Source organism: Streptomyces sp. NPDC048516, from assembly GCF_043199875.1.
Taxonomy (GTDB): domain Bacteria; phylum Actinomycetota; class Actinomycetes; order Streptomycetales; family Streptomycetaceae; genus Streptomyces.
Genome location: NZ_JBICWS010000017.1, coordinates 83,145 through 101,166, shown reverse-complemented (window position 1 = coordinate 101,166; position 18,022 = coordinate 83,145). Strand labels below are relative to the sequence as shown.

At 71.4% G+C, this 18,022-nt stretch carries 17 protein-coding genes; 5 read left to right on the top strand and 12 right to left on the bottom strand.

Annotation, left to right across the window (positions count from 1 at the left end):
- Nucleotides 1-343: 343 nt before the first annotated feature.
- On the top strand, nucleotides 344-715 hold the full coding sequence (locus ACGFR7_RS28995) for a VOC family protein (RefSeq protein WP_393324965.1): 372 nt from the start codon (nucleotides 344-346) through the stop codon (nucleotides 713-715).
- 39 nt (nucleotides 716-754) lie between these two features.
- On the opposite strand, the gene ACGFR7_RS28990 is transcribed toward ACGFR7_RS28995, so the two are convergent.
- From ACGFR7_RS28990 to ACGFR7_RS28980, 3 genes are read right to left on the bottom strand one after another with little or no spacing between them, the layout of a single operon-like run.
- Entirely contained in the window at nucleotides 755-1,942 is a 1,188-nt protein-coding gene (locus ACGFR7_RS28990; RefSeq protein ID WP_393324964.1) for a dipeptidase, read from the bottom strand.
- Nucleotides 1,939-2,526, bottom strand: coding sequence for a 5-(carboxyamino)imidazole ribonucleotide mutase (purE, locus tag ACGFR7_RS28985; protein WP_393324962.1), 588 nt, complete (start codon nucleotides 2,524-2,526; stop codon nucleotides 1,939-1,941). The genes ACGFR7_RS28990 and purE overlap by 4 nt, the downstream gene beginning before the upstream one ends.
- Nucleotides 2,523-3,662 carry a 5-(carboxyamino)imidazole ribonucleotide synthase gene (locus ACGFR7_RS28980; protein ID WP_393324960.1) on the bottom strand — a complete coding sequence of 380 codons (1,140 nt, stop codon included), beginning with the start codon at nucleotides 3,660-3,662 and terminating at the stop codon, nucleotides 2,523-2,525. Before ACGFR7_RS28980 ends, purE begins: the two co-directional genes overlap by 4 nt.
- Before the next feature lie 165 nt (nucleotides 3,663-3,827).
- On the opposite strand from ACGFR7_RS28980, the gene ACGFR7_RS28975 reads away from it, so the two are divergent.
- The gene (locus ACGFR7_RS28975; protein ID WP_393324958.1) at nucleotides 3,828-4,253 is read left to right on the top strand and encodes a protease inhibitor I42 family protein; all 426 of its coding nucleotides are present in this window, start codon (nucleotides 3,828-3,830) and stop codon (nucleotides 4,251-4,253) included.
- Nucleotides 4,254-4,440: 187 nt separating this feature from the next.
- Nucleotides 4,441-4,950 carry a GtrA family protein gene (locus ACGFR7_RS28970; RefSeq protein ID WP_393324956.1) on the top strand — a complete coding sequence of 170 codons (510 nt, stop codon included), beginning with the start codon at nucleotides 4,441-4,443 and terminating at the stop codon, nucleotides 4,948-4,950.
- A 101-nt stretch (nucleotides 4,951-5,051) separates the two neighbouring features.
- Here ACGFR7_RS28970 and ACGFR7_RS28965 read toward each other — a convergent pair whose 3' ends face one another.
- Both ACGFR7_RS28965 and ACGFR7_RS28960 read right to left on the bottom strand, forming a co-directional pair.
- Entirely contained in the window at nucleotides 5,052-6,299 is a 1,248-nt protein-coding gene (locus ACGFR7_RS28965; RefSeq protein ID WP_088797976.1) for an ATP-binding protein, read from the bottom strand.
- Nucleotides 6,300-6,305: 6 nt separating this feature from the next.
- Nucleotides 6,306-6,986, bottom strand: a complete 681-nt coding sequence (locus ACGFR7_RS28960) for a response regulator transcription factor (RefSeq protein ID WP_030086430.1) — start codon at nucleotides 6,984-6,986, stop codon at nucleotides 6,306-6,308.
- A 501-nt stretch (nucleotides 6,987-7,487) separates the two neighbouring features.
- Here ACGFR7_RS28960 and ACGFR7_RS28955 point away from each other — a divergent pair.
- Nucleotides 7,488-8,993, top strand: a complete 1,506-nt coding sequence (locus ACGFR7_RS28955) for a peptide MFS transporter (RefSeq protein WP_393324954.1) — start codon at nucleotides 7,488-7,490, stop codon at nucleotides 8,991-8,993.
- Nucleotides 8,994-9,231: 238 nt separating this feature from the next.
- Here ACGFR7_RS28955 and ACGFR7_RS28950 read toward each other — a convergent pair whose 3' ends face one another.
- The 6 genes from ACGFR7_RS28950 to ACGFR7_RS28925 form a co-directional block, all read right to left on the bottom strand.
- Nucleotides 9,232-10,671, bottom strand: a complete 1,440-nt coding sequence (locus ACGFR7_RS28950; RefSeq protein ID WP_393324952.1) for a hypothetical protein — start codon at nucleotides 10,669-10,671, stop codon at nucleotides 9,232-9,234.
- Nucleotides 10,671-11,915, bottom strand: coding sequence for a hypothetical protein (locus ACGFR7_RS28945; RefSeq protein WP_393325037.1), 1,245 nt, complete (start codon nucleotides 11,913-11,915; stop codon nucleotides 10,671-10,673). Before ACGFR7_RS28945 ends, ACGFR7_RS28950 begins: the two co-directional genes overlap by 1 nt.
- Before the next feature lie 140 nt (nucleotides 11,916-12,055).
- On the bottom strand, nucleotides 12,056-13,174 hold the full coding sequence (locus tag ACGFR7_RS28940) for a hypothetical protein (protein ID WP_393324950.1): 1,119 nt from the start codon (nucleotides 13,172-13,174) through the stop codon (nucleotides 12,056-12,058).
- 101 nt (nucleotides 13,175-13,275) lie between these two features.
- A complete protein-coding gene (locus ACGFR7_RS28935; RefSeq protein ID WP_393325036.1) occupies nucleotides 13,276-14,007 on the bottom strand; it encodes an LPXTG cell wall anchor domain-containing protein in 732 nt (243 codons plus the stop codon).
- A gap of 418 nt (nucleotides 14,008-14,425) precedes the next feature.
- Nucleotides 14,426-14,923, bottom strand: coding sequence for an ATP-binding protein (locus ACGFR7_RS28930; protein WP_393324948.1), 498 nt, complete (start codon nucleotides 14,921-14,923; stop codon nucleotides 14,426-14,428).
- A 171-nt stretch (nucleotides 14,924-15,094) separates the two neighbouring features.
- Complete coding sequence (locus ACGFR7_RS28925; protein ID WP_393324946.1) at nucleotides 15,095-15,463, bottom strand: STAS domain-containing protein; 369 nt, start codon at nucleotides 15,461-15,463, stop codon at nucleotides 15,095-15,097.
- Between the two features lie 261 nt (nucleotides 15,464-15,724).
- Here ACGFR7_RS28925 and ACGFR7_RS28920 point away from each other — a divergent pair, with 261 nt between their 5' ends.
- Nucleotides 15,725-16,663 carry an RNA polymerase sigma factor SigF gene (locus ACGFR7_RS28920; protein WP_393325035.1) on the top strand — a complete coding sequence of 313 codons (939 nt, stop codon included), beginning with the start codon at nucleotides 15,725-15,727 and terminating at the stop codon, nucleotides 16,661-16,663.
- A gap of 160 nt (nucleotides 16,664-16,823) precedes the next feature.
- On the opposite strand, the gene hutI is transcribed toward ACGFR7_RS28920, so the two are convergent.
- Nucleotides 16,824-18,008, bottom strand: coding sequence for an imidazolonepropionase (gene hutI, locus ACGFR7_RS28915; RefSeq protein WP_393324945.1), 1,185 nt, complete (start codon nucleotides 18,006-18,008; stop codon nucleotides 16,824-16,826).
- Nucleotides 18,009-18,022 lie beyond the last annotated feature (14 nt).

Here is an 18,022-nt window from a genome sequence, read left to right as displayed (position 1 = left end):
CGGGCTTCGTCCTGCGGTCCGGCCCCTCCCCGTTGGGGGTGGGAGAAGACCGGCGGGGGTGCAGGCAGGCGGTCAGGCGCGCCCCGTGGACGCACCAAGGGACAGCGGACAGGAGACGCGCGCCCCACCCCACCCCGCCTCACCACCCACCCACGGGAGGGGACGGACCGCAGGACGAAGTCCGGAGGGCCGTCACCGCACCCGACCGCCCACGCCCGCCGCAGGCGCAACGGCGAGCGCGCTCGCGGCGGGACGGCCGACAACGTACGCCCAACCTCAAAGCCCAAAGCCCAAAGCCCAAAACGCAAAGCGCAAGGCGTAAAAGCGCAGCTATCGTGACGGCATGAGCCACATCACATTCGGCGTTGTCGCACTGGACTGTCCCGACCCCCGGGCCCTCGCGGATTTCTACGCGGACATGCTCGGCTGGCAGGTGACCGAAGAGGACGAGGACTGGGTCGAAGTCGCCGGACCGGACGGCCGGACCCTCGCCTTCCAGCGGGTGGCCGAGGGCTACCGGCCGCCGCAGTGGCCCGGCCAGGACATGCCGCAGCAGTTGCACCTCGACTTCGACGTCCCGCGCGCGAAGATCGACGAGGCCGAGCGCACGATCGTCGCGCTGGGCGCCAAGCTCGTCCAGCACGACGACGGGAAGCAGAGCTGGCGGGTCTATCTCGATCCGGCCGGGCACCCGTTCTGCCTCTGCATGAGGTGAAGACCCCGGTGCATGAGGTGCGGGGCCCGGCCCGGGGCGTCAGCCGTCCAGCTGCTCGATCGTCGCGTGCGACGGGCCGCGCCGCTGCTGCTCGGCGCGCGCCGCGTCTTCCGCGGCGCGCAGCGTGCGGACGGCGTTCTGCCAGGTGAGCTTGGCCAGGTCGGCCTCGGACCACTTGCGGTCCAGGAGTTCGGCGATCAGGTTCGGGTAGCCGGCGACATCGGCCAGGTCGGCCGGGGTGAAGGCCGTGCCGTCGAAGTCGCCGCCGATCCCGATGTGGTCGACGCCGGCGACCTCGCGCATGTGGTCGAGATGGTCGGCGACGGTGGCCGCGGTGGCCATCGGGCGGGGGTGTTCGGCTTCGAAGGCCCGCTGGACGGTCATGCCCGCCTCGGTGGTGTCGAGGTGGTGCAGGCCGTGGGCCCGCATGTTCTCGTCGGCCCGCTGCGTCCAGGCGACGGCCTCCGGCAGCACGAACTTCGGCACGAAGGTGGCCATGGCGACACCGCCGTTGGCGGGCAGCTGAGCCAGTACGTCGTCGGGGATGTTGCGCGGATGGTCGCAGACGGCGCGGGCGGAGGAGTGCGAGAAGATCACCGGTGCGGTGCTGACGCGCAGCGCGTCGCGCATGGTGTCGGCCGAGACGTGCGAGAGGTCGACCAGCATGCCGCAGCGGTTCATCTCCCGGACGACTTCCTCGCCGAAGGCCGACAGGCCGTAGTGGCGCGGGTCGTCGGTCGCGGAGTCCGCCCAGTCGATGGTGTCGTTGTGGGTGAGCGTCATGTAGCGCACGCCCAGCTGGTGCAGCGCGCGCAGGGTGGCCAGCGAGTTGTGGATGGAGTGGCCGCCCTCGGCGCCCATGAGGGACGCGATCCGGCCCTCGGCGCGGGCCGTTTCCATGTCGTCGGCGGTGTGCGCCAGGCGCAGCGCGTCGGGGTAACGGGCGACCAGTTCCCGCACCACGTCGACCTGTTCGAGGGTGGCGCTGACGGCCTTGTCGCCCGCGTAGTCGGCGCGTACGTACACCGACCAGAACTGGGCGCCGACGCCGCCGGCCCGCAGCCGCGGCAGGTCGGTGTGGAGGTGCGCGGACTGGTCGGCGGCGATGTCGCGCCGGCCGAGGTCGTAGCGGACCTGCTCGCGCAGCGCCCAGGGCAGGTCGTTGTGGCCGTCGACGACGGGCCAGCGGGCGAGCAGGTCCCGGGCGGCGTCCAGGGAGGAGCTCACTTACCGCCCCCGAAGCCGAAGCCGGCCGGGGAGGCGACCTTGTTGCGCAGCCGCTTGCCCTTCTCGGTGGCCTGGTCGTTCAGCTCCTGCTGGAACTCGCGCATCCGGGTGAGGAGTTCGGGGTCCTGGGTGGCGAGGATCCGGGCGGCCAGCAGGCCGGCGTTGCGGGCGCCGCCGACGGAGACGGTGGCGACCGGCACCCCGGCGGGCATCTGCACGATGGACAGCAGCGAGTCCATCCCGTCGAGGTACTTCAGCGGGACCGGGACACCGATCACCGGCAGCGGGGTGACGGAGGCGAGCATCCCGGGGAGGTGGGCCGCGCCGCCGGCGCCGGCGATGATCGCCTTCAGGCCGCGCCCGTCCGCCTCCTCGCCGTACGCGATCATCTCGCGCGGCATGCGGTGCGCCGAGACGACATCGACCTCGTAGGGGATCTCGAACTCGTCGAGGGCCTGCGCGGCGGCCTCCATGACGGGCCAGTCGGAGTCGGAGCCCATGACGATGCCGACCACGGGGGACGGGGCGGAGGGGGCGTCGGCGTGGGTTGCGGGGCGGTGGTCGGGCGACATACCGGTCGTCATTCGGTGATCGTTCCTCGCAGGTAGCCGGCGGCGTGTGCGGCGCGCTCGCGCACATCCGCCAGGTCGTCGCCGTAGGTGTTGACATGGCCGACCTTACGGCCGGGCTTCACGTCCTTCCCGTACATATGGATCTTCAACTGCGGGTCCCGCGCCATGCAATGGAGGTACGCGTAATACATGTCGGGGTAGTCGCCGCCGAGGACGTTGGCCATGACCGTCCAGGGGGCGCGCGGGCGCGGATCGCCGAGCGGGAGGTCGAGCACGGCACGGACGTGGTTGGCGAACTGCGAGGTGATCGCGCCGTCCTGGGTCCAGTGGCCGGAGTTGTGCGGGCGCATGGCGAGCTCGTTGACCAGGATGCGGCCGTCGGCGGTCTCGAAGAGCTCGACGGCCAGGTGGCCGACGACGTCCAGCTCCTGCGCGATGCGCAGCGCCAGCTCCTGGGCCTGGCCCGCGAGCTCCGGGTCGAGGCCGGGCGCCGGCGCGATCACGGTGTCACAGACGCCGTCGACCTGGATGGACTCCACGACCGGGTAGGCGACGGCCTGGCCGTGCGGCGAGCGGACGATATTGGCGGCCAGTTCGCGGGCGAAATCGACCTTTTCCTCCGCGAGGACGGGCACCCCGGCGCGGAACGGCTCGGCAGCCTCCTTGGAGGATCGCACGACCCAGACACCCTTGCCGTCATAGCCCCCGCGGACGGTCTTGAGGATCACGGGAAAGCCTTCGCCCTCGGCCGCGAAGCGCTCCACGTCCGCAGGGTCCACGACGATGCGGTGCCGCGGACAGGGCACACCGATCGCGTCCAGTTTCGCCCGCATCACCCCCTTGTCCTGGGCGTGCACCAGCGCATCGGGGCCGGGCCGCACGGGGATGCCGTCGGCCTCCAGCGCCCGCAAATGCTCGGTGGGAACGTGCTCGTGATCGAAGGTGATCACGTCGCAGCCACGAGCGAAGGCGCGCAGGGTGTCCAGATCGCGGTAGTCGCCGATGACGACATCACCGACCACCTGAGCCGCCGAATCCTGCGGAGTGTCGCTGAGGAGCTTGAACTTGATGCCGAGGGGGATACCCGCCTCGTGGGTCATACGGGCGAGCTGACCGCCGCCGACCATGCCGACTACCGGGAACGTCACGCCCCCAGGGTATCCGTACGGCGGCGCGGGCCCCGACCCGGGCTTGGATGATCCTCTAAGTTCGCACGTTCGAAGATCGCCGGTGAAAGATCGACACGGGCGGTTACCCTCGGGCCGGGGTGCGGGGCCGGCACCCGGGCCGGGCCCGGCAAAAGGGGAGGCCGGATGGAGAACAGTGGCATATCAGGGGGCTCCAGGAGGCTGGTGATCGCCGTCGCGATCGCCGCGCTGCTGATCGCCCTGCACTCCGTTTTCAGCCAGTTATCCGCGCCCACGGTCTATGACGCGGACGACACCGAGATCACCGTCTCCGCCGGCGACCGCTTCAGCGTGCAGGTCCCCGAGGACCCCGCCGGCGGCTACCGCTGGATCATCGCCGAGCCCCGCCCCGACCCGGCCGTCCTGAAGGCCGCCGGCACCCCTGTGGGCACCGGCGGCCCGCCCCCGGCCGGCACCGCCCGCTACCTGGCCTTCGAGGCCGTCGGTCCGGGACGTACGGACTTGCGGCTGCTGCGCTGCCGGCGCTGCGGCACCGGCGCCGCCGACGAGAAGGGCGCCCGCAGCCTCAACTTCCGTGTCAGCGTCGGCTGATCCGTTGTTGCCGTGGGTCGATCCGCGGTCACTGTCGGCTGACCCGTTCGGACCGCGGGGCGTTGCGCACGGACCTGACAGATGGCAGGCAGCGCTCCCGGCCGCTGGTTAGCATGAGGAGGCGGAACAGCTTGAGAACAGGCCGACGGCCGCGCACCCCGCCCACGACAGGAGCTGAGCGATCACCATGAGTGAACGGAGCGCACTGCGGTCGCGGCTGGAGGCGCTCGTTCGGGAACTGGCGAAGTTCGGCGCGGTCGGCGGCGCGGGGGTGATCGTCAACTTCGTGGTGTTCAACCTCGTGCGGCACCTGACCGAGGTCCCCGTCGTCCGGGCCAGCATCATCGCGACGGTCGTGGCGACCGGCACCAACTACCTCGGCTACCGCTACTTCACCTACCGTGACCGCGACAAACAGGGCCGGACGAAGGAGCTGACGCTCTTCCTGCTGTTCAGCGCGGTCGGCCTGGTGATCGAGAACGGTCTGCTCTACGTCGCGACGTACGGGTTCCACTGGGACAGCCCGCTGCAGAGCAATGTCTTCAAGTTCGTCGGCATCGGCTTCGCCACGCTCTTCCGCTTCTGGTCCTACCGCACCTGGGTCTTTCGCACCCTGCCCGCGCGGGAGGCCGTGGAGAGGGCCGAGTCCTTCCTCGCCGACGGCTCGGAGCGCCCGCGCAGCGTCTCCCGGAAGTAGCCCCGGGGCGCGGCAGCCGGTCCCGCACGGTTCTCGCGACCCCGCAAGCCCCCCTCTCGCGGCCCCGCACGCCCCCTGTCGCGGCCCGCAAGGCGCCGGCCTCACTCCTCGACGGGCTCCGCCTCACGTGCCAGGAACAGCGCGAAGACCGGCGGATGCTGCTGGAGCAGTTCCAGCCGCCCGCCGTCCGCCTCCGCCAGATCCCGTGCGACGGCCAGCCCGAGCCCGGTGGAGTTCCGGCCGGAGACCGTGCGCTCGAAGACCCGCGAGCCGAGGTCCGGCGGCACCCCGGGCCCGGCGTCGGTGACCTCGACGACCGCCTGGTTGCCGGTGACGCGGGTGCGCAGCGCGACCGTCCCGTCGCCGTGCATCAGCGAGTTCTCGATCAGGGTGGCCAGCACCTGGGCGACCGCGCCCGGTGTGCCGACGGCCCGCAGCCCCTTCTTGCCTGAGCGCACGATGGCCCGCCCCGCACTGCGGTAGGCAGGCCGCCACTCCTCGATCTGCTGCTTGACCACCTCGTCCAGGTCGAAGGCGACCGCGGAGCCGCTGCGCGGGTCCCGGGAATTGGTCAGCAGCCGCTGGACGACGTCCGTCAGCCGCTCCACCTGCGCCAGCGCGATGGTGGCCTCTTCCTTCACGGTGTCCGGATCGTCGGTGACGGTGATCTCCTCCAGCCGCATGGACAGCGCGGTCAGCGGTGTCCGCAGCTGGTGCGAGGCGTCCGCGGCCAGCCGCCGCTCGGCGGTCAGCATCCGCGCGATCCGCTCGGCGCTGGCGTCCAGCACATCGGCGACCCGGTCCAGCTCCTGGACGCCGTAGCGGCGGTGGCGCGGGCGGGGGTCGCCGGAGCCGAGGCGTTCGGCGGTCTCGGCGAGGTCGGTGAGCGGCGCGGTCAGCCGACGGCCCTGGCGGACGGCCAGGATGACGGCCGCGATGATCGCCAGCAGCGCCACGGCCAGAATGACCAGCAGCGTCCGCCCGATCTCCGCGCTCACCATGGAGCGGGAGGCCTGGACCGTGACCGACTCACCGCGGTCCCCGCTCACCTGCGACTGGATGACATCGCCCGAGGGCCGTGTCCCGATCTCGATCGGCGCCTTGCCCGGCACCTTGATCTTCGCGTACCGCTTGGCGGTGATCTGCTCGGAGAGGATGTCCGGGGTGATCTTCTCGCCGCTGCCCAGCCGGCTCTCCACTATCCCGACCAGCCGGACCGCCTCGGACGCCACGCTCTCCTGGGCGCCGGCCTGGATGGTGCGGGTCTCGACGATGACGAGCGAGACGCCGAAGACGGCGATCACGACGAGCACCACGGCGAGCGTGGAGTTGATCAGGCGGCGGCGCACGGGCCCCTAGCTCTTCTCGAAGCGGAAGCCGACTCCGCGGACGGTGGCGATATAGCGGGGGTTGGCGGCGTCGTCCCCGAGCTTCTTGCGCAGCCAGGAGATGTGCATGTCGAGCGTCTTCGTGGAGGACCACCAGGTGGTGTCCCAGACCTCGCGCATCAGCTGGTCGCGGGTGACGACCCGGCCGGCGTCCCGCACCAGGACCCGCAGCAGGTCGAACTCCTTCGCCGTGAGCTGCAGTTCCTCGTCACCCATCCACGCACGGTGCGACTCGACGTCGATCCGTACGCCGTGGGTGGCGGGCGGCTGCTGGGGCTCGGCGGTGGAGCCGCGGCGCAGCAGGGCCCGTACGCGGGCGAGGAGTTCGGCGAGCCGGAAGGGCTTGGTGACGTAGTCGTCCGCGCCGGCGTCCAGCCCGACGACGGTGTCCACCTCGTCGGCGCGGGCGGTCAGCACCAGGATGGGGAAGGAATGGCCTTCGTTGCGCAGCCGGCGGGCGACCTCCAGGCCGTCCATGCCGGGCAGCCCCAGGTCCAGGACGACGAGGTCGATATTGCCCTGGAGACCGGCGTCGAGCGCCGTCGGGCCGTCCTCGCGCACCTCGACTTCGTAACCCTCGCGGCGCAGTGCGCGGGCGAGCGGCTCCGAGATGGACGCGTCATCCTCGGCGAGCAGTACACGGGTCATGGCCCGATGGTAGTCCGATGTCCGTGGACCCAGGGGCGGACCAGCGCGGATGGCCGACGACGGACCGTTCCTGCCACGTGAGCCGGGCACGCCCCTGGCGCGCGCGAGGGCGCGCGTTGCCCGCGGGGGCGCTCATGGTTCCCCGTGCCGGTGTGAGCGTTGTCTCACGCGGCCCAACAGTCCTGCAACCAGACGTATGGTGGCAGGACGTCCATCGCTCAACCACCGGGACCTTTGACTCTCCACCGACGTCAACGGTCCCTCGTTGTGTACCGGGCTGGAATCACCAGCCCTGATGGACAGTGATCGACCTGTCGACCGGGTCCGCCGCGCCTGCTGGACGGGGGAGCGTGGAATCCGGAGTACGACCGTCCCGCCGGCCCCTCACGGGGTGCCGAACCTCCCGGAAGCGGGGGCGGGCGGGGCTACGCCGGTGCCGGTCTCCCCCACCCGGGCGCGTATCGGCCAGCGAACGCGTCCCGTAGCAGCAAGGAAGCACCCATGGCGTCCAGCCTGACGAAGGACGCGGCCCAGCAGGGGAACCCTGTGGACGGCGGCAAAACCTTCTTCGGCCACCCCCGTGGCCTGGCCACTCTCTTCATGACCGAGATGTGGGAGCGCTACAGCTTCTACGGCATGAAGGCTCTACTCCCGCTGTATCTGATCGCGCCCGGCGGCATGCACATGCAGGCCACCACGGCCACGGCGATCTACTCGGTCTACATGGCGATGGTCTACCTGCTCGCCATGCCGGGCGGCTGGGTGGCCGACCGCTTCTGGGGGCCGCGCAAGACGGTGGCCATCGGTGCCCTCGTCGTCATCGCGGGCCACATCACGCTCGCCCTGCCCTCCGCGGCGTCCTTCTTCGCGGGTCTCGCGCTGGTCGCGATCGGCTCCGGCCTGCTGAAGGCGAACATCTCCACGATGGTCGGCCACCTCTATGACGGCCCGCAAGACCCGCGCCGTGACGGTGGCTTCACGCTCTTCTACATCGGCATCAACATCGGCGCCCTCCTGGCCCCGCTGTCCATCGGCACCGTCGGTGAGAGCGTCAACTGGCACCTCGGGTTCACGCTCGCCGCCGTCGGCATGGCGCTCGGCCTCGCCCAGTTCCTGCTCGGCACCCGCCACTTGAGCCCGGAGAGCAGCGTCGTCGCCCAGCCCGCGACGGACCAGGAGAAGGCGTCCGTGCTGCGCAAGGGCCTGATCTGGCTGTTCGTCGCGGCCGTCTTCTACACCCTGCTCGGCGTGACCGGTAACTTCGCCGACTGGGCGTTGATGCCGATCACCATCGCCGGCCTGGTCATCCCGATCGCGGTGCTGTTCCGCATGAAGCGCGACAAGGAGCTCACGGAGCTGGAGCAGTCCAAGCTCTCGGGCTACATCTGGTTCTTCGCGGTCGCCGCCGTCTTCTGGATGATCTACGACCAGAACGGCTCGACCCTGTCGATCTTCGGCGAGAACTCCACGACGAACGACCTGCTGGGATTCCACTTCCCGACGTCCTGGTACCAGTCGCTGAACCCGCTCTTCATCATGGCGCTCGCCCCGGTGGTCGCCTCCGCGTGGCTGTGGCTGAACAGGCGCGAGAAGGAGCCCAGCACCGCCGTCAAGTTCGCGTCCAGCCTCGCGCTGATCGGCATCTCGTTCGCGGTCTTCCTCATCCCGCTGATCGACACCGCGGCCAACGGCGGCAGGGTCAGCCCGATGTGGCTGGTGGCCATCTACTTCATCCAGACCGTCAGCGAGCTGTGCCTCTCCCCGGTCGGACTGTCGGTCACCACGAAGATGGCGCCTGCCAAGTACACCTCCCAGATGATGGGTGTCTGGTTCCTCGCGGTCACGGCGGGTGACTCGGTGTCGGGTCTGCTGACGTCGCCGCAGCTGAACGTCAATCTGAACACCGCCGGCGCGGTCGCCGTGGAGGCCGTGTTCGCCGTCATCGCCGGCCTCGGCATCTGGACGTCCCGCAAGCGGATCAAGGAGCTGATGGGCAGCGTCAACTGACGCTTCCCCGGCCCCGGACAGCGGAAGGGGGCGTCGCACCGCCGGTGCGACGCCCCCTTCGTGCGTCCCCGGGGACGGTGGGGCTCCTGCCTCCCCGGGGACGGTGGGGCTCCTGCCTCCCCGGGGACGTGCCGGTCGTGCTGCATCCCTGAGGGCGTGCCGCTTACGCGTCCCCGGGACGTGCCGGTCATGCATCCCTGAGGGCGTGCCGCTTATGCGTCCCCGGGGACGTGCCGCGTCAGCGGACCCGTGCCCGGTGCCGCGGCAGGAAGGTGAAGACCGCCCCGCCCAGCAGGATGACCGTCCCGGCGAGGAGGCCGAGCGCGGTCAGCGCACCGTGGTCGCCCGCACCGGTTTCGGCGAGGCCGCCGCTGCTGCCGCCCGAGACACTGGCCGGCCCCGCCGCGCCGCCACCGGAGGCCGCCGCGCCGCCCGTGGCACCACTGGACGTACCGCCGGACGTGCCGCCCTGCTGCGCCGCGGTGTCCAGGGCGAGCGAGACTCCCGGGTCCTTCTCCGGGGTGCAGGTGGTGGTCGTCCCCAGGGCGTTGACGGTGAGCACGCCCGGGGTGAGCGTGGCCTTACCGGTGGCACCCGGCTTGTAGGTGCCCTTCAGATCGGGGATCGCTATCGGCTGCCCCGACTTGATCGGGTCGGCGTTCGCCGGCCCCTCGACCTTCACCGCTCCCTTGTCCGCGCCACCGACCTTGACGTCCATCGACGGCTTGACCGAGCCCTTGGGGATGTCCGCCGGACTGTCCATGACGGACTTGCTGAACTTCACCGTCAGGTCGTAACTGCCGGCCTTCTTGACGGCGTTGATCTGGACCGGCGAGGTCGCCTTCTTGTCCCCGATGGGCGTCTTGCAGGCGTACGGGACCAGTATTTCCTTGCCCTTGTACGCGGTGCCGTCGGGGTCGCCGCCGGAGCCGCCGGTGGTCGTACCGCCGGACGAGCCGCTGGTCGCACCGCCGTCGGTGCCACCGGTGGTCCCGCCGGTGGTGCCGGTGGTGGTCCCGGTAGTGGTGCCACTCGTGGTCCCGCCGGTCGTGCCGGAGGTGGTGCCGGTGGTCGTTCCGCTCGTGGTGCCGGTGGTGGTGCCGCTCGTGGTGCCGCCGGAACCGGCCCCGCCGTCGGTCACCTTGATGGTGACCGCGGGCTTCACCGTCTCCTTGGGCGAGCACTTGGTGTCCGTCGAGATCGGCTTGCTGACGTTGATGTTGTAGAAGCCGGGCGTCAGGGTGACCTCACCCGGCTTCGACAGCTTCAGCTTGCCCTTCATGTCGGACAGCTTCATCGGACTGCCCTTGGGGATCGGCGGGTTCTGCCGCGGCCCCTGCATGGCCAGATCTCCGGTCTGCGCCCCGGCCACCTTGATCGTGCCGGTCGGCTGGACGGTGTTCTCCCCCAGATCGAGGATGTCGGGGTTCTTGGAAGCCCCCTCGACCGTCTTCCAGACCACCTCGATCTCCTCGCCGACCTTGGCCGTCTCCGGGGCGCTGACCGCCACCTTCGTGGTGCCCTCGACCGGCGGCAGCCCCGATATCGGCGGCGGCAGACACTCCGTCTTGTACGACACCTCTGCGGCCTGGGCCGTCCCGGCCGCTGCCACGATGCCCGCACCCGCGAGCACCAGCGCGGCGGCCGAGGCCACCGCGGCTCTCCTCCGTTGCCTCATCACGCTGAACCTTTCGACGTCGGTCGTTCGGTTGATGTCGGTCGTTCGGTTGATGTGGTGGTGGACGGTGCGGTGTCCGGGGTGAACCACGGCAGCGCGGCACGGCCGCCCGGTGGACCGGGGTCGGCCGTGGAGCCCTCGCTCGCGGTCCGCTTCCTGATGCGTGCTCCGATGCCGGCCGTGCGCGTGCGTCCGGCCGCCGGCGCACCTCCGGCCGTGGGCGTACGTGTGATCTCGGGCGAACGCCCGGTCGTGGACCTGCGCCCGGTCGTGGGCGTACGTCCGGTCGTGGGTGAACGTCCTGCGCCATGCCTGCGGGTGCCGCCCGTCCGGCGCGGGCGCAGTCGGTCCACGAGGGCCATCCCGATGCGGAACACCGCCGTCGGGACCACCACGCAGAGCAGCCCCCAGAAGAGCGTCACGCCCCATGGCCTGCCGACTCCCCAGGGCTGCTCGGCCAGCACCTTGCCGCCGTATTCGAGCGAGACCAGATAGTCTCCGTGCGCGCCGGCCGGCAGCTCGACCGGCAGCGTGACCTCAGCCTTCTTCCCGGCGGGTACGGTCCCCCGCCACTGCTGCTCCTCCCACTTCGGCGCGAAGACCCCGTGCGAGATGCCGACCCGGAAGACGGGGTCCTTGGCCGGTGCCGAGCCGAGATTGCCGACCGTGAGGGTCAACCGGCGCTGTGCGGGGGCGCCGAACCAGGTCAGCAGGCCGCTGCTGCCCGCCAGCCGCGGCTGGGCGAGCACCGTCAGCCGGCCGCCGGTGCTCTCCGCGGGCAGCGGCGCCACCGGGTGGCCCGCCACCGTGAAGGCGGCATTCGCATCCGCCGCCTCACCGGTCACGGTCGCCACATGCACCACACAGGGGCAGGGCTTGGGCGGCTCGGCGACCGGGAGGCGCCTGCTGAATGCGCCATGGGCGTCGGTGGTGACCGCCCGTCCGTCGCCGTTGGCACAGGAATTGGTACCGCCGATCATGTTCTGCCCGCAGATCAGCAGAGTGAGCAGCGCCTTGGGCCGCCAGCCACGGCCGGTCACGGTGAGCGAGCCGCCCTTGCCGGCTTCCTTCCGGGAGAGGTGGACGGTGGGGTGCCCCTCCGCCGCGGCGGCGTCCGGGGCCGCGGCGGAGGCGTACGAGGGCGCGGCGGCGGCGTACGAGGGCGCGGCCGCGGCGGCGGCCGGAAGCGGGGCCGCCCCGAGCGCCAGGCAGAGGATGAGCACGGCCACCGCCCGCCGCCCCATCCCCCGTACGTCGCGGACCGCGCCCGAGCCGGTATCCGCACGCGTCCCCGCAGCCGGACGCGCCGTCTCCGCCCCCGTCTCCGCCTTCGTCTCTGCCTTCGTCTCCGCCTTCGGCTCTGTCCCCGTCCCCGTCTCGCCGTTCACGATCGCGCTCCCGATCCGGTACTCGCCAACTGCCCCGCCGCGTCCGTCCGCCCGCCCTCGGAGGGACGCGCGTCCGCGTCCCTCCCCGGCGCGCTCTCCTCGCCCCGTGCCCCGCTCGCGCCCGTGCCGCGGCGCCGCCGGCGGAGGACCGCCAGGCCGCCCCCGCCCGCCGCCAGGAGGAACACCGGTCCGGCCACCGCACCCCAGGGGACCGCCGTATACGTCACGGTGGCGGACCCGTGGGCGCCGCCGCCCGCCGTCACCGTGAGCCGTACGTCCACCGCGTCCGGACCGGGCGGGTCAGGCCACTTCTCCGTCAAATCGATGCTCTGGCCGGGCCGCAGCGCGATCGGGAGAGTGCGGGTGGCCCGCCGCAGCACGGGGCCGAAGAGCCCGTCGGCGTGCACCGCCAGCCGCGGGGTGAGCACCGTGTTGCCGCGGTTGACCAGCGTGTACCCGATGACCGCCGCACCGCCCCGGCCGCCCCGCCCGCCCACCGTCACGTTCTCGACGCTCAGCGCGGACAACGCCGCCCCGGTCACCCGCAGATGGACCGGTACGTCGTCCCGCCCGCTCGCTCCGCCGCCCTTGCCGCTGTCCGGGCCGCCGCCCTTCGCGCCACTTCCCTTGCCACTGTCCTTGCCGCTGTCCGGGCCGCCGCCCGTACCGCTCCCCTTCCCGTCGCCGGGCGAGGGCACCGCGAAGGTGGCGCTCAGCGCACCGGGGTGGTCACCGGGGGCGGCATCGCGCGGCACGGTCACCGTGAACGGCACGCTCGCCCGGGTGTGCGGCGGAACCTTCACCTCCGTCGAGGCGAGCGTGAGCCACGAGCCGGGCGTGGAGCTGCGCAGCCGTACGGTGACGGTGCGGCCGGTGGGGTTGCTCAGGGACAGCCGGTCGCTCATGACGGTGCCCGGCGCGCCCTCCAGGTAGAAGTACGGGCGGTCGGGCGTGCCGGGCGCGGCGCCGTCGCCGGGCGCGGGCGCCGCGGACGGGCCCGGTGGCGCCGGGGCAGCGGCCGGCCGGGCTGCGGCCGCGGCCGCGGCGGAGCACAGCAGCACAGCGGCGGTCGCGAGGACCAGACCGCTGACCGCTGTGCGGGTACGGAACGGCATCGGCGGCTCCTGGTGCAAGGGGACCTCACCGTGCCGGCCGGGCAGGGGGAGGGCGGCGATCGGGGAGGCACCACGCGGGTCAAGGCGCCCCACGCGGCGCGTCACACCCTCTGATGACGGCGGGTCAGCCAGAGCGCACCGGCCGCACCGGCCAGCAGCACGGTGCCGCCCAGGGTGCCCAGCGCGAGAGCGGAGTCCGCGGGTCCGGTCTGCGGCAGCTGCCCGCCCGAGGAGCCGCCGGACGCGGCAGCACCGGCGCTTCCCGAGGAGCCGCCCGAACCGCCGCCCGAGCCGCCGGTCCCCTTCACGTCCAAGGTCAGCGAGGGCTTGGGGTGGTTGGCGGGCGTGCACGTGGTGGTGGTGCCCAGCGCCTTGATGGTGAGCGTGGCGGCGGTGAAGGTCACCTTGCCGCTGCCCTTGGGGGTGTACGTACCGCTCAAGTCACTGATCTTGATGGGGGTGTTGGCCGGAATGGCCTGGTCGTTGGGCGGCCCGGAGACCGGCACCGTACCGCTCTCCGCGCCGCCCAGCGTGATCAGCGCGCTCGGCTTCATGGCGCCCTTGCCCAGCTCGACGGGGCTGGAGGAGACGCCCTTGCGGAAGGACATGACGAGCTTGTACGCACCGCCGCTGGGCGTGCTCGTGATGTCGATGGGCGAGACCGCGCCCTTGCTGCCGATCGGCGTTTTGCACTGGTAGTTGACGTCAACGACCTCGGCGTGGGCGACCGGCGCGGTGAGCATCACCGCGGACCCCGCCGCCATCGCCACGGCTGTGGCGAGACCGGACGCCCGGCCCGGGCGCCTGCCGTGCTGTTCGTAGAAGCGGGCCACCTCGGATTCCCCTTCTCCCGGTGAGCGCACCGCCGCACGTTACTGACGGCACATCAGATTGGCCGCTCAAGGTACGCCGGGGACCTTGCCGAGGGAAGGCAAAGCACAGCCCCGATCGGCCCGGGGCCCGCCCGGCGGGGAAAACCGGCCTCGGTACACAGGGCTCCGGAGGCGGACAGGAATCCGGAGGCGGGCAGGGGTCCGGGGACACGTGGGGATCCGGCACGCAGGGGTGGAGGCACACAAGGGTGGAGGCACACAGGGGGCCGGGGACGCGCAGGTCGGGGTCCGCAGGAACGGGGGCGCCGCGGACAACCCCTGCCGCGCCCGGTGGCGCCAGGAAGCCCCCACACGACGAAGCGCGGGCCCTCGGGCCCGCGCTCAGCTCTTCTCTTCCCCGGCAATGTCCGCCCGCCCTTCAGGACGGCGCGGCAAGCTCCGCCCAGACGGTCTTGCCCGTGCCGTCGGCGTTGCGCACCACGCCCCAGTCCAGGCACAGGCGCTGCACGATGAACATGCCGTGACCGCCGGGGCGGCCCGGACGGTGCGGGCTGCGTGGGGCCGGCGAGCCCGCGCCGAGGTCACTGACCTCCAGGCGCAGCACTTTGCCGGTGCTGCGCAACCGCAGCTCCTCGGGCCCTTCGGCGTGCAGGCAGGCGTTGGTGACCAGCTCCGAGACGACGAGCAGCACATCCTCGGCCGCGGCGCGCCGGTCGGCGCTCGCGGCCGGCAGCCAGCCCCAGTCGTGCAGCGCCTGCCGGGCGAAGTCACGGCCACGCGCCACGGCCCCTCGGGTGCCCGCCAGGCGCAGCCGGCGGATCTGACCCACCGGAGGGGCAGCCTGGGCGGCGGAAGCACCCGCGCCGCCCGGCTCCGGGCCGAGATCGCCCGGCGGATACGGCCGGGTGGTGCTCATCAGCGCTTCACCTCACCGATTCGCCTGTTCACGGAAAACAGATACTGACTGATTCAAGGGATTCAGATGTCTCCTGCCCGACCGGACGGTGAGAACACCCACTTCTTGGGTACGGAAGTTGTGACACGTACTACGTGCCCGGAATGCAACATTCCGGACACCGCCGTCATGTCAGTCGGCCAGGGCCTCGTCGACGGAATCGTGCACCGTGAAGACCGCTTCCGCTCCGGTGATCTCGAAGACCCGGGCAACCACCGGCTGCATCCCCGCCAAATGAACCCCGCCCCCCTCGGCCTCCGCCTTCAGGCGGGCGCCGAGCAACACATTGAGACCGGTGGAGTCCATGAACTCAAGGGGTGAGCAGTCCACCACCAGGCGTGCATATCCGTCGTCCACACAGCCCTCGAGTGACTCACGCAACAGATCTGCGGTGTGGTGATCCAGCTCACCCGAAGCCGTCACGACCGCGCTGGCGCCGTGATGGCGGATCTCGACATGAAGCCGGCCCCGGCTTGCACTGCCGACCGTCCCGCGGTCCATGCGCGCGCACCTCTCCTGCTGTCTAGACGACTGTTTGCTTACCTACTGCGCTCGTCCGAACCCTACGCCTTCCCGAGGCCTCTCGGTAGCCGAACAATCCGCGTATTGCCCAATATATGGACAACGCGTACTTGCCATCTTCAGGCAAAGCCAGGTAGGCGTAGAAGCACACATCCGAAACGGCCGGCTTTGGAGGCGCCGCACACCGCAGCTTCGTGTAGAGGCATCGGCAGCCATATGCCGAGAACGATGGAGGAGACCATGTCACCCCGGCTCGACGAATTGCGCACCGACGACACCCGGCAGCCCGCATCGTCGACACCCCCGTCCGACCCGACCGGGCACATCCCTTCCCAGTCACTCCCCGCCGAATCCGATCTGGCGGAACTGACTGAGATCGAGGGGCTGCCCGAGATCCCGCCGTTCGACGAGGTGGGTCCGGTGGACGCGAGGGCTCTGTCCAAGACCCTCTTCGAGCGTCTCGAGACGCTTGAGGAAGGCACCCACGAATTCGCGTACGTCCGCAACACCCTGGTCGAGCTCAACCTCGCGCTGGTGAAGTTCGCGGCCTCCCGGTTCCGCTCCCGCAGCGAGCCCATGGAGGACATCGTCCAGGTCGGCACCATCGGTCTGATCAAGGCGATCGACCGCTTCGAGATCGGCCGTGGCGTCGAGTTCCCGACGTTCGCCATGCCGACCATCGTCGGTGAGATCAAGCGCTTCTTCCGTGACACCAGCTGGTCGGTGCGGGTACCGCGGCGTCTGCAGGAGCTGCGTCTGGACCTCGCCAAGGCGGGCGACGAACTGGCGCAGAAGCTGGACCGCGCCCCCACGGTGCACGAACTCGCCGCACGCCTCGACATCAGCCGTGACGAGGTCGTCGAGGGCATGGCCGCGAGCAACGCGTACACCGCGAGCTCGCTGGACGCCCAGCCCGAGGAGGACGACAGCGAAGGCGCGCTGGCGGACCGCATCGGCTACGAGGATCACGGGCTCGAAGGCATCGAGTACGTCGAGTCCCTCAAGCCGCTGATCGCCGAACTCCCGCCGCGCGACCGGAAGATCCTCTCGCTGCGCTTCGTCGCCAATATGACGCAGTCCGAGATCGGCGAAGAGCTGGGCATCTCCCAGATGCACGTCTCCCGTCTGCTCTCCCGCACCCTCGTGCGGCTCCGCAAGGGGCTGATGGTCGAGGAGTGAGGGACCGCGGTCCCTGCCGGTCCGCGCGACCGGCAGCCGCCCGCGCAAAGGAGGGCCTGCCCCGGGATTGCTCGGGACGGGCCCTCTCTTGCTGACGGGCGCTCTCTTGACGGGCGCTCTCTTGCTGGTGCCGCGAGAGCTCACCGCGGCCGGGGAGGCGTCAGACGCGTACTCCCTTGTGCCACACGGTCGTAACGAGCGGGACGCCCGGCCGGTAGGCGAGGTGGACGTGCGAGGGCGCGTCCAGGAGGGCGAGGTCGGCTCGGGCGCCGGGCGCGATCCGTCCGACGTCCGTACGGCGCAGCGCACGGGCGCCGCCCGCGGTCGCCGACCACACCGCCTCGTCGGGCGTCATCCCCATGTCGCGGACCGCCAGCGCGATGCACAACGGCATGGAACTGGTGAAGGACGAGCCGGGGTTGCAGTCGGTGGACAGGGCGACGGTGGCGCCGGCGTCGAGCAGCGGGCGGGCGTCGGGCCAGCGGGCGCGGGTGGAGAACTCGGCGCCCGGCAGGAGGGTGGCGACGGTGTCGGACTGTGCGAGGGCGTCGATGTCGGCCGGGCTGAGGTGGGTGCAGTGGTCGGCGGAGGCGGCGCCGAGTTCGACGGCGAGCTGGACGCCGGGGCCGTGGCCGAGCTGGTTGGCGTGCACCCGCGGCACCAGGCCCCTGGCCTTGCCCGCGGTGAGCACGGCGCGGGCCTGGTCGCCGTCGAAGGCGCCCTGCTCGCAGAAGACGTCGACCCATCGGGCGTGCGGGGCGCAGGCGTCCAGCATCGGGCCGGTCACCAGGTCGACGTAGCCGGCCGGATCGTCGGCGTAGTCGGGCGAGACGATGTGCGCCCCGAGGAAGGTGACCTCGTCGGTGTGTTCGGCGGCGATGCGCAGCGCGCGGGCCTCGTCCTCGACGGTGAGCCCGTAGCCGGACTTGGTCTCCTGGGTGGTGGTGCCCTGGCGCAGCGCCTCGGCGAGGTAGCGGGCGACGTTGGCGTGCAGCGCCTCGTCGGTGGCGGCGCGGGTGGCGGCGACCGTGGTGCGGATGCCGCCGGCGGAGTACGGGCGGCCGGACATCCGGGCGTTGAACTCCGCGGTGCGGTCGCCGGCGAAGACCAGGTGGGAGTGGGAGTCGACGAATCCGGGGATACCTGCCCGGCGGTCCGCGTCGACGGCGTTGTCAGTGGCGGGTGCTTTGCTGGAGGCACCGACCCAGGCGATGCGGTCGCCGTCGATGACGACCGTGGCGTCCTGGATCAGGCCGAGGGGGCCTTCGCCGAGGGAGGGGTCGTTGGTGACGAGCTGGGAGATGTGGGTGATGGCGGTGGTGGTCGGCGTGGAGGTCGTCGTCATCGCGGGGGTGTTCT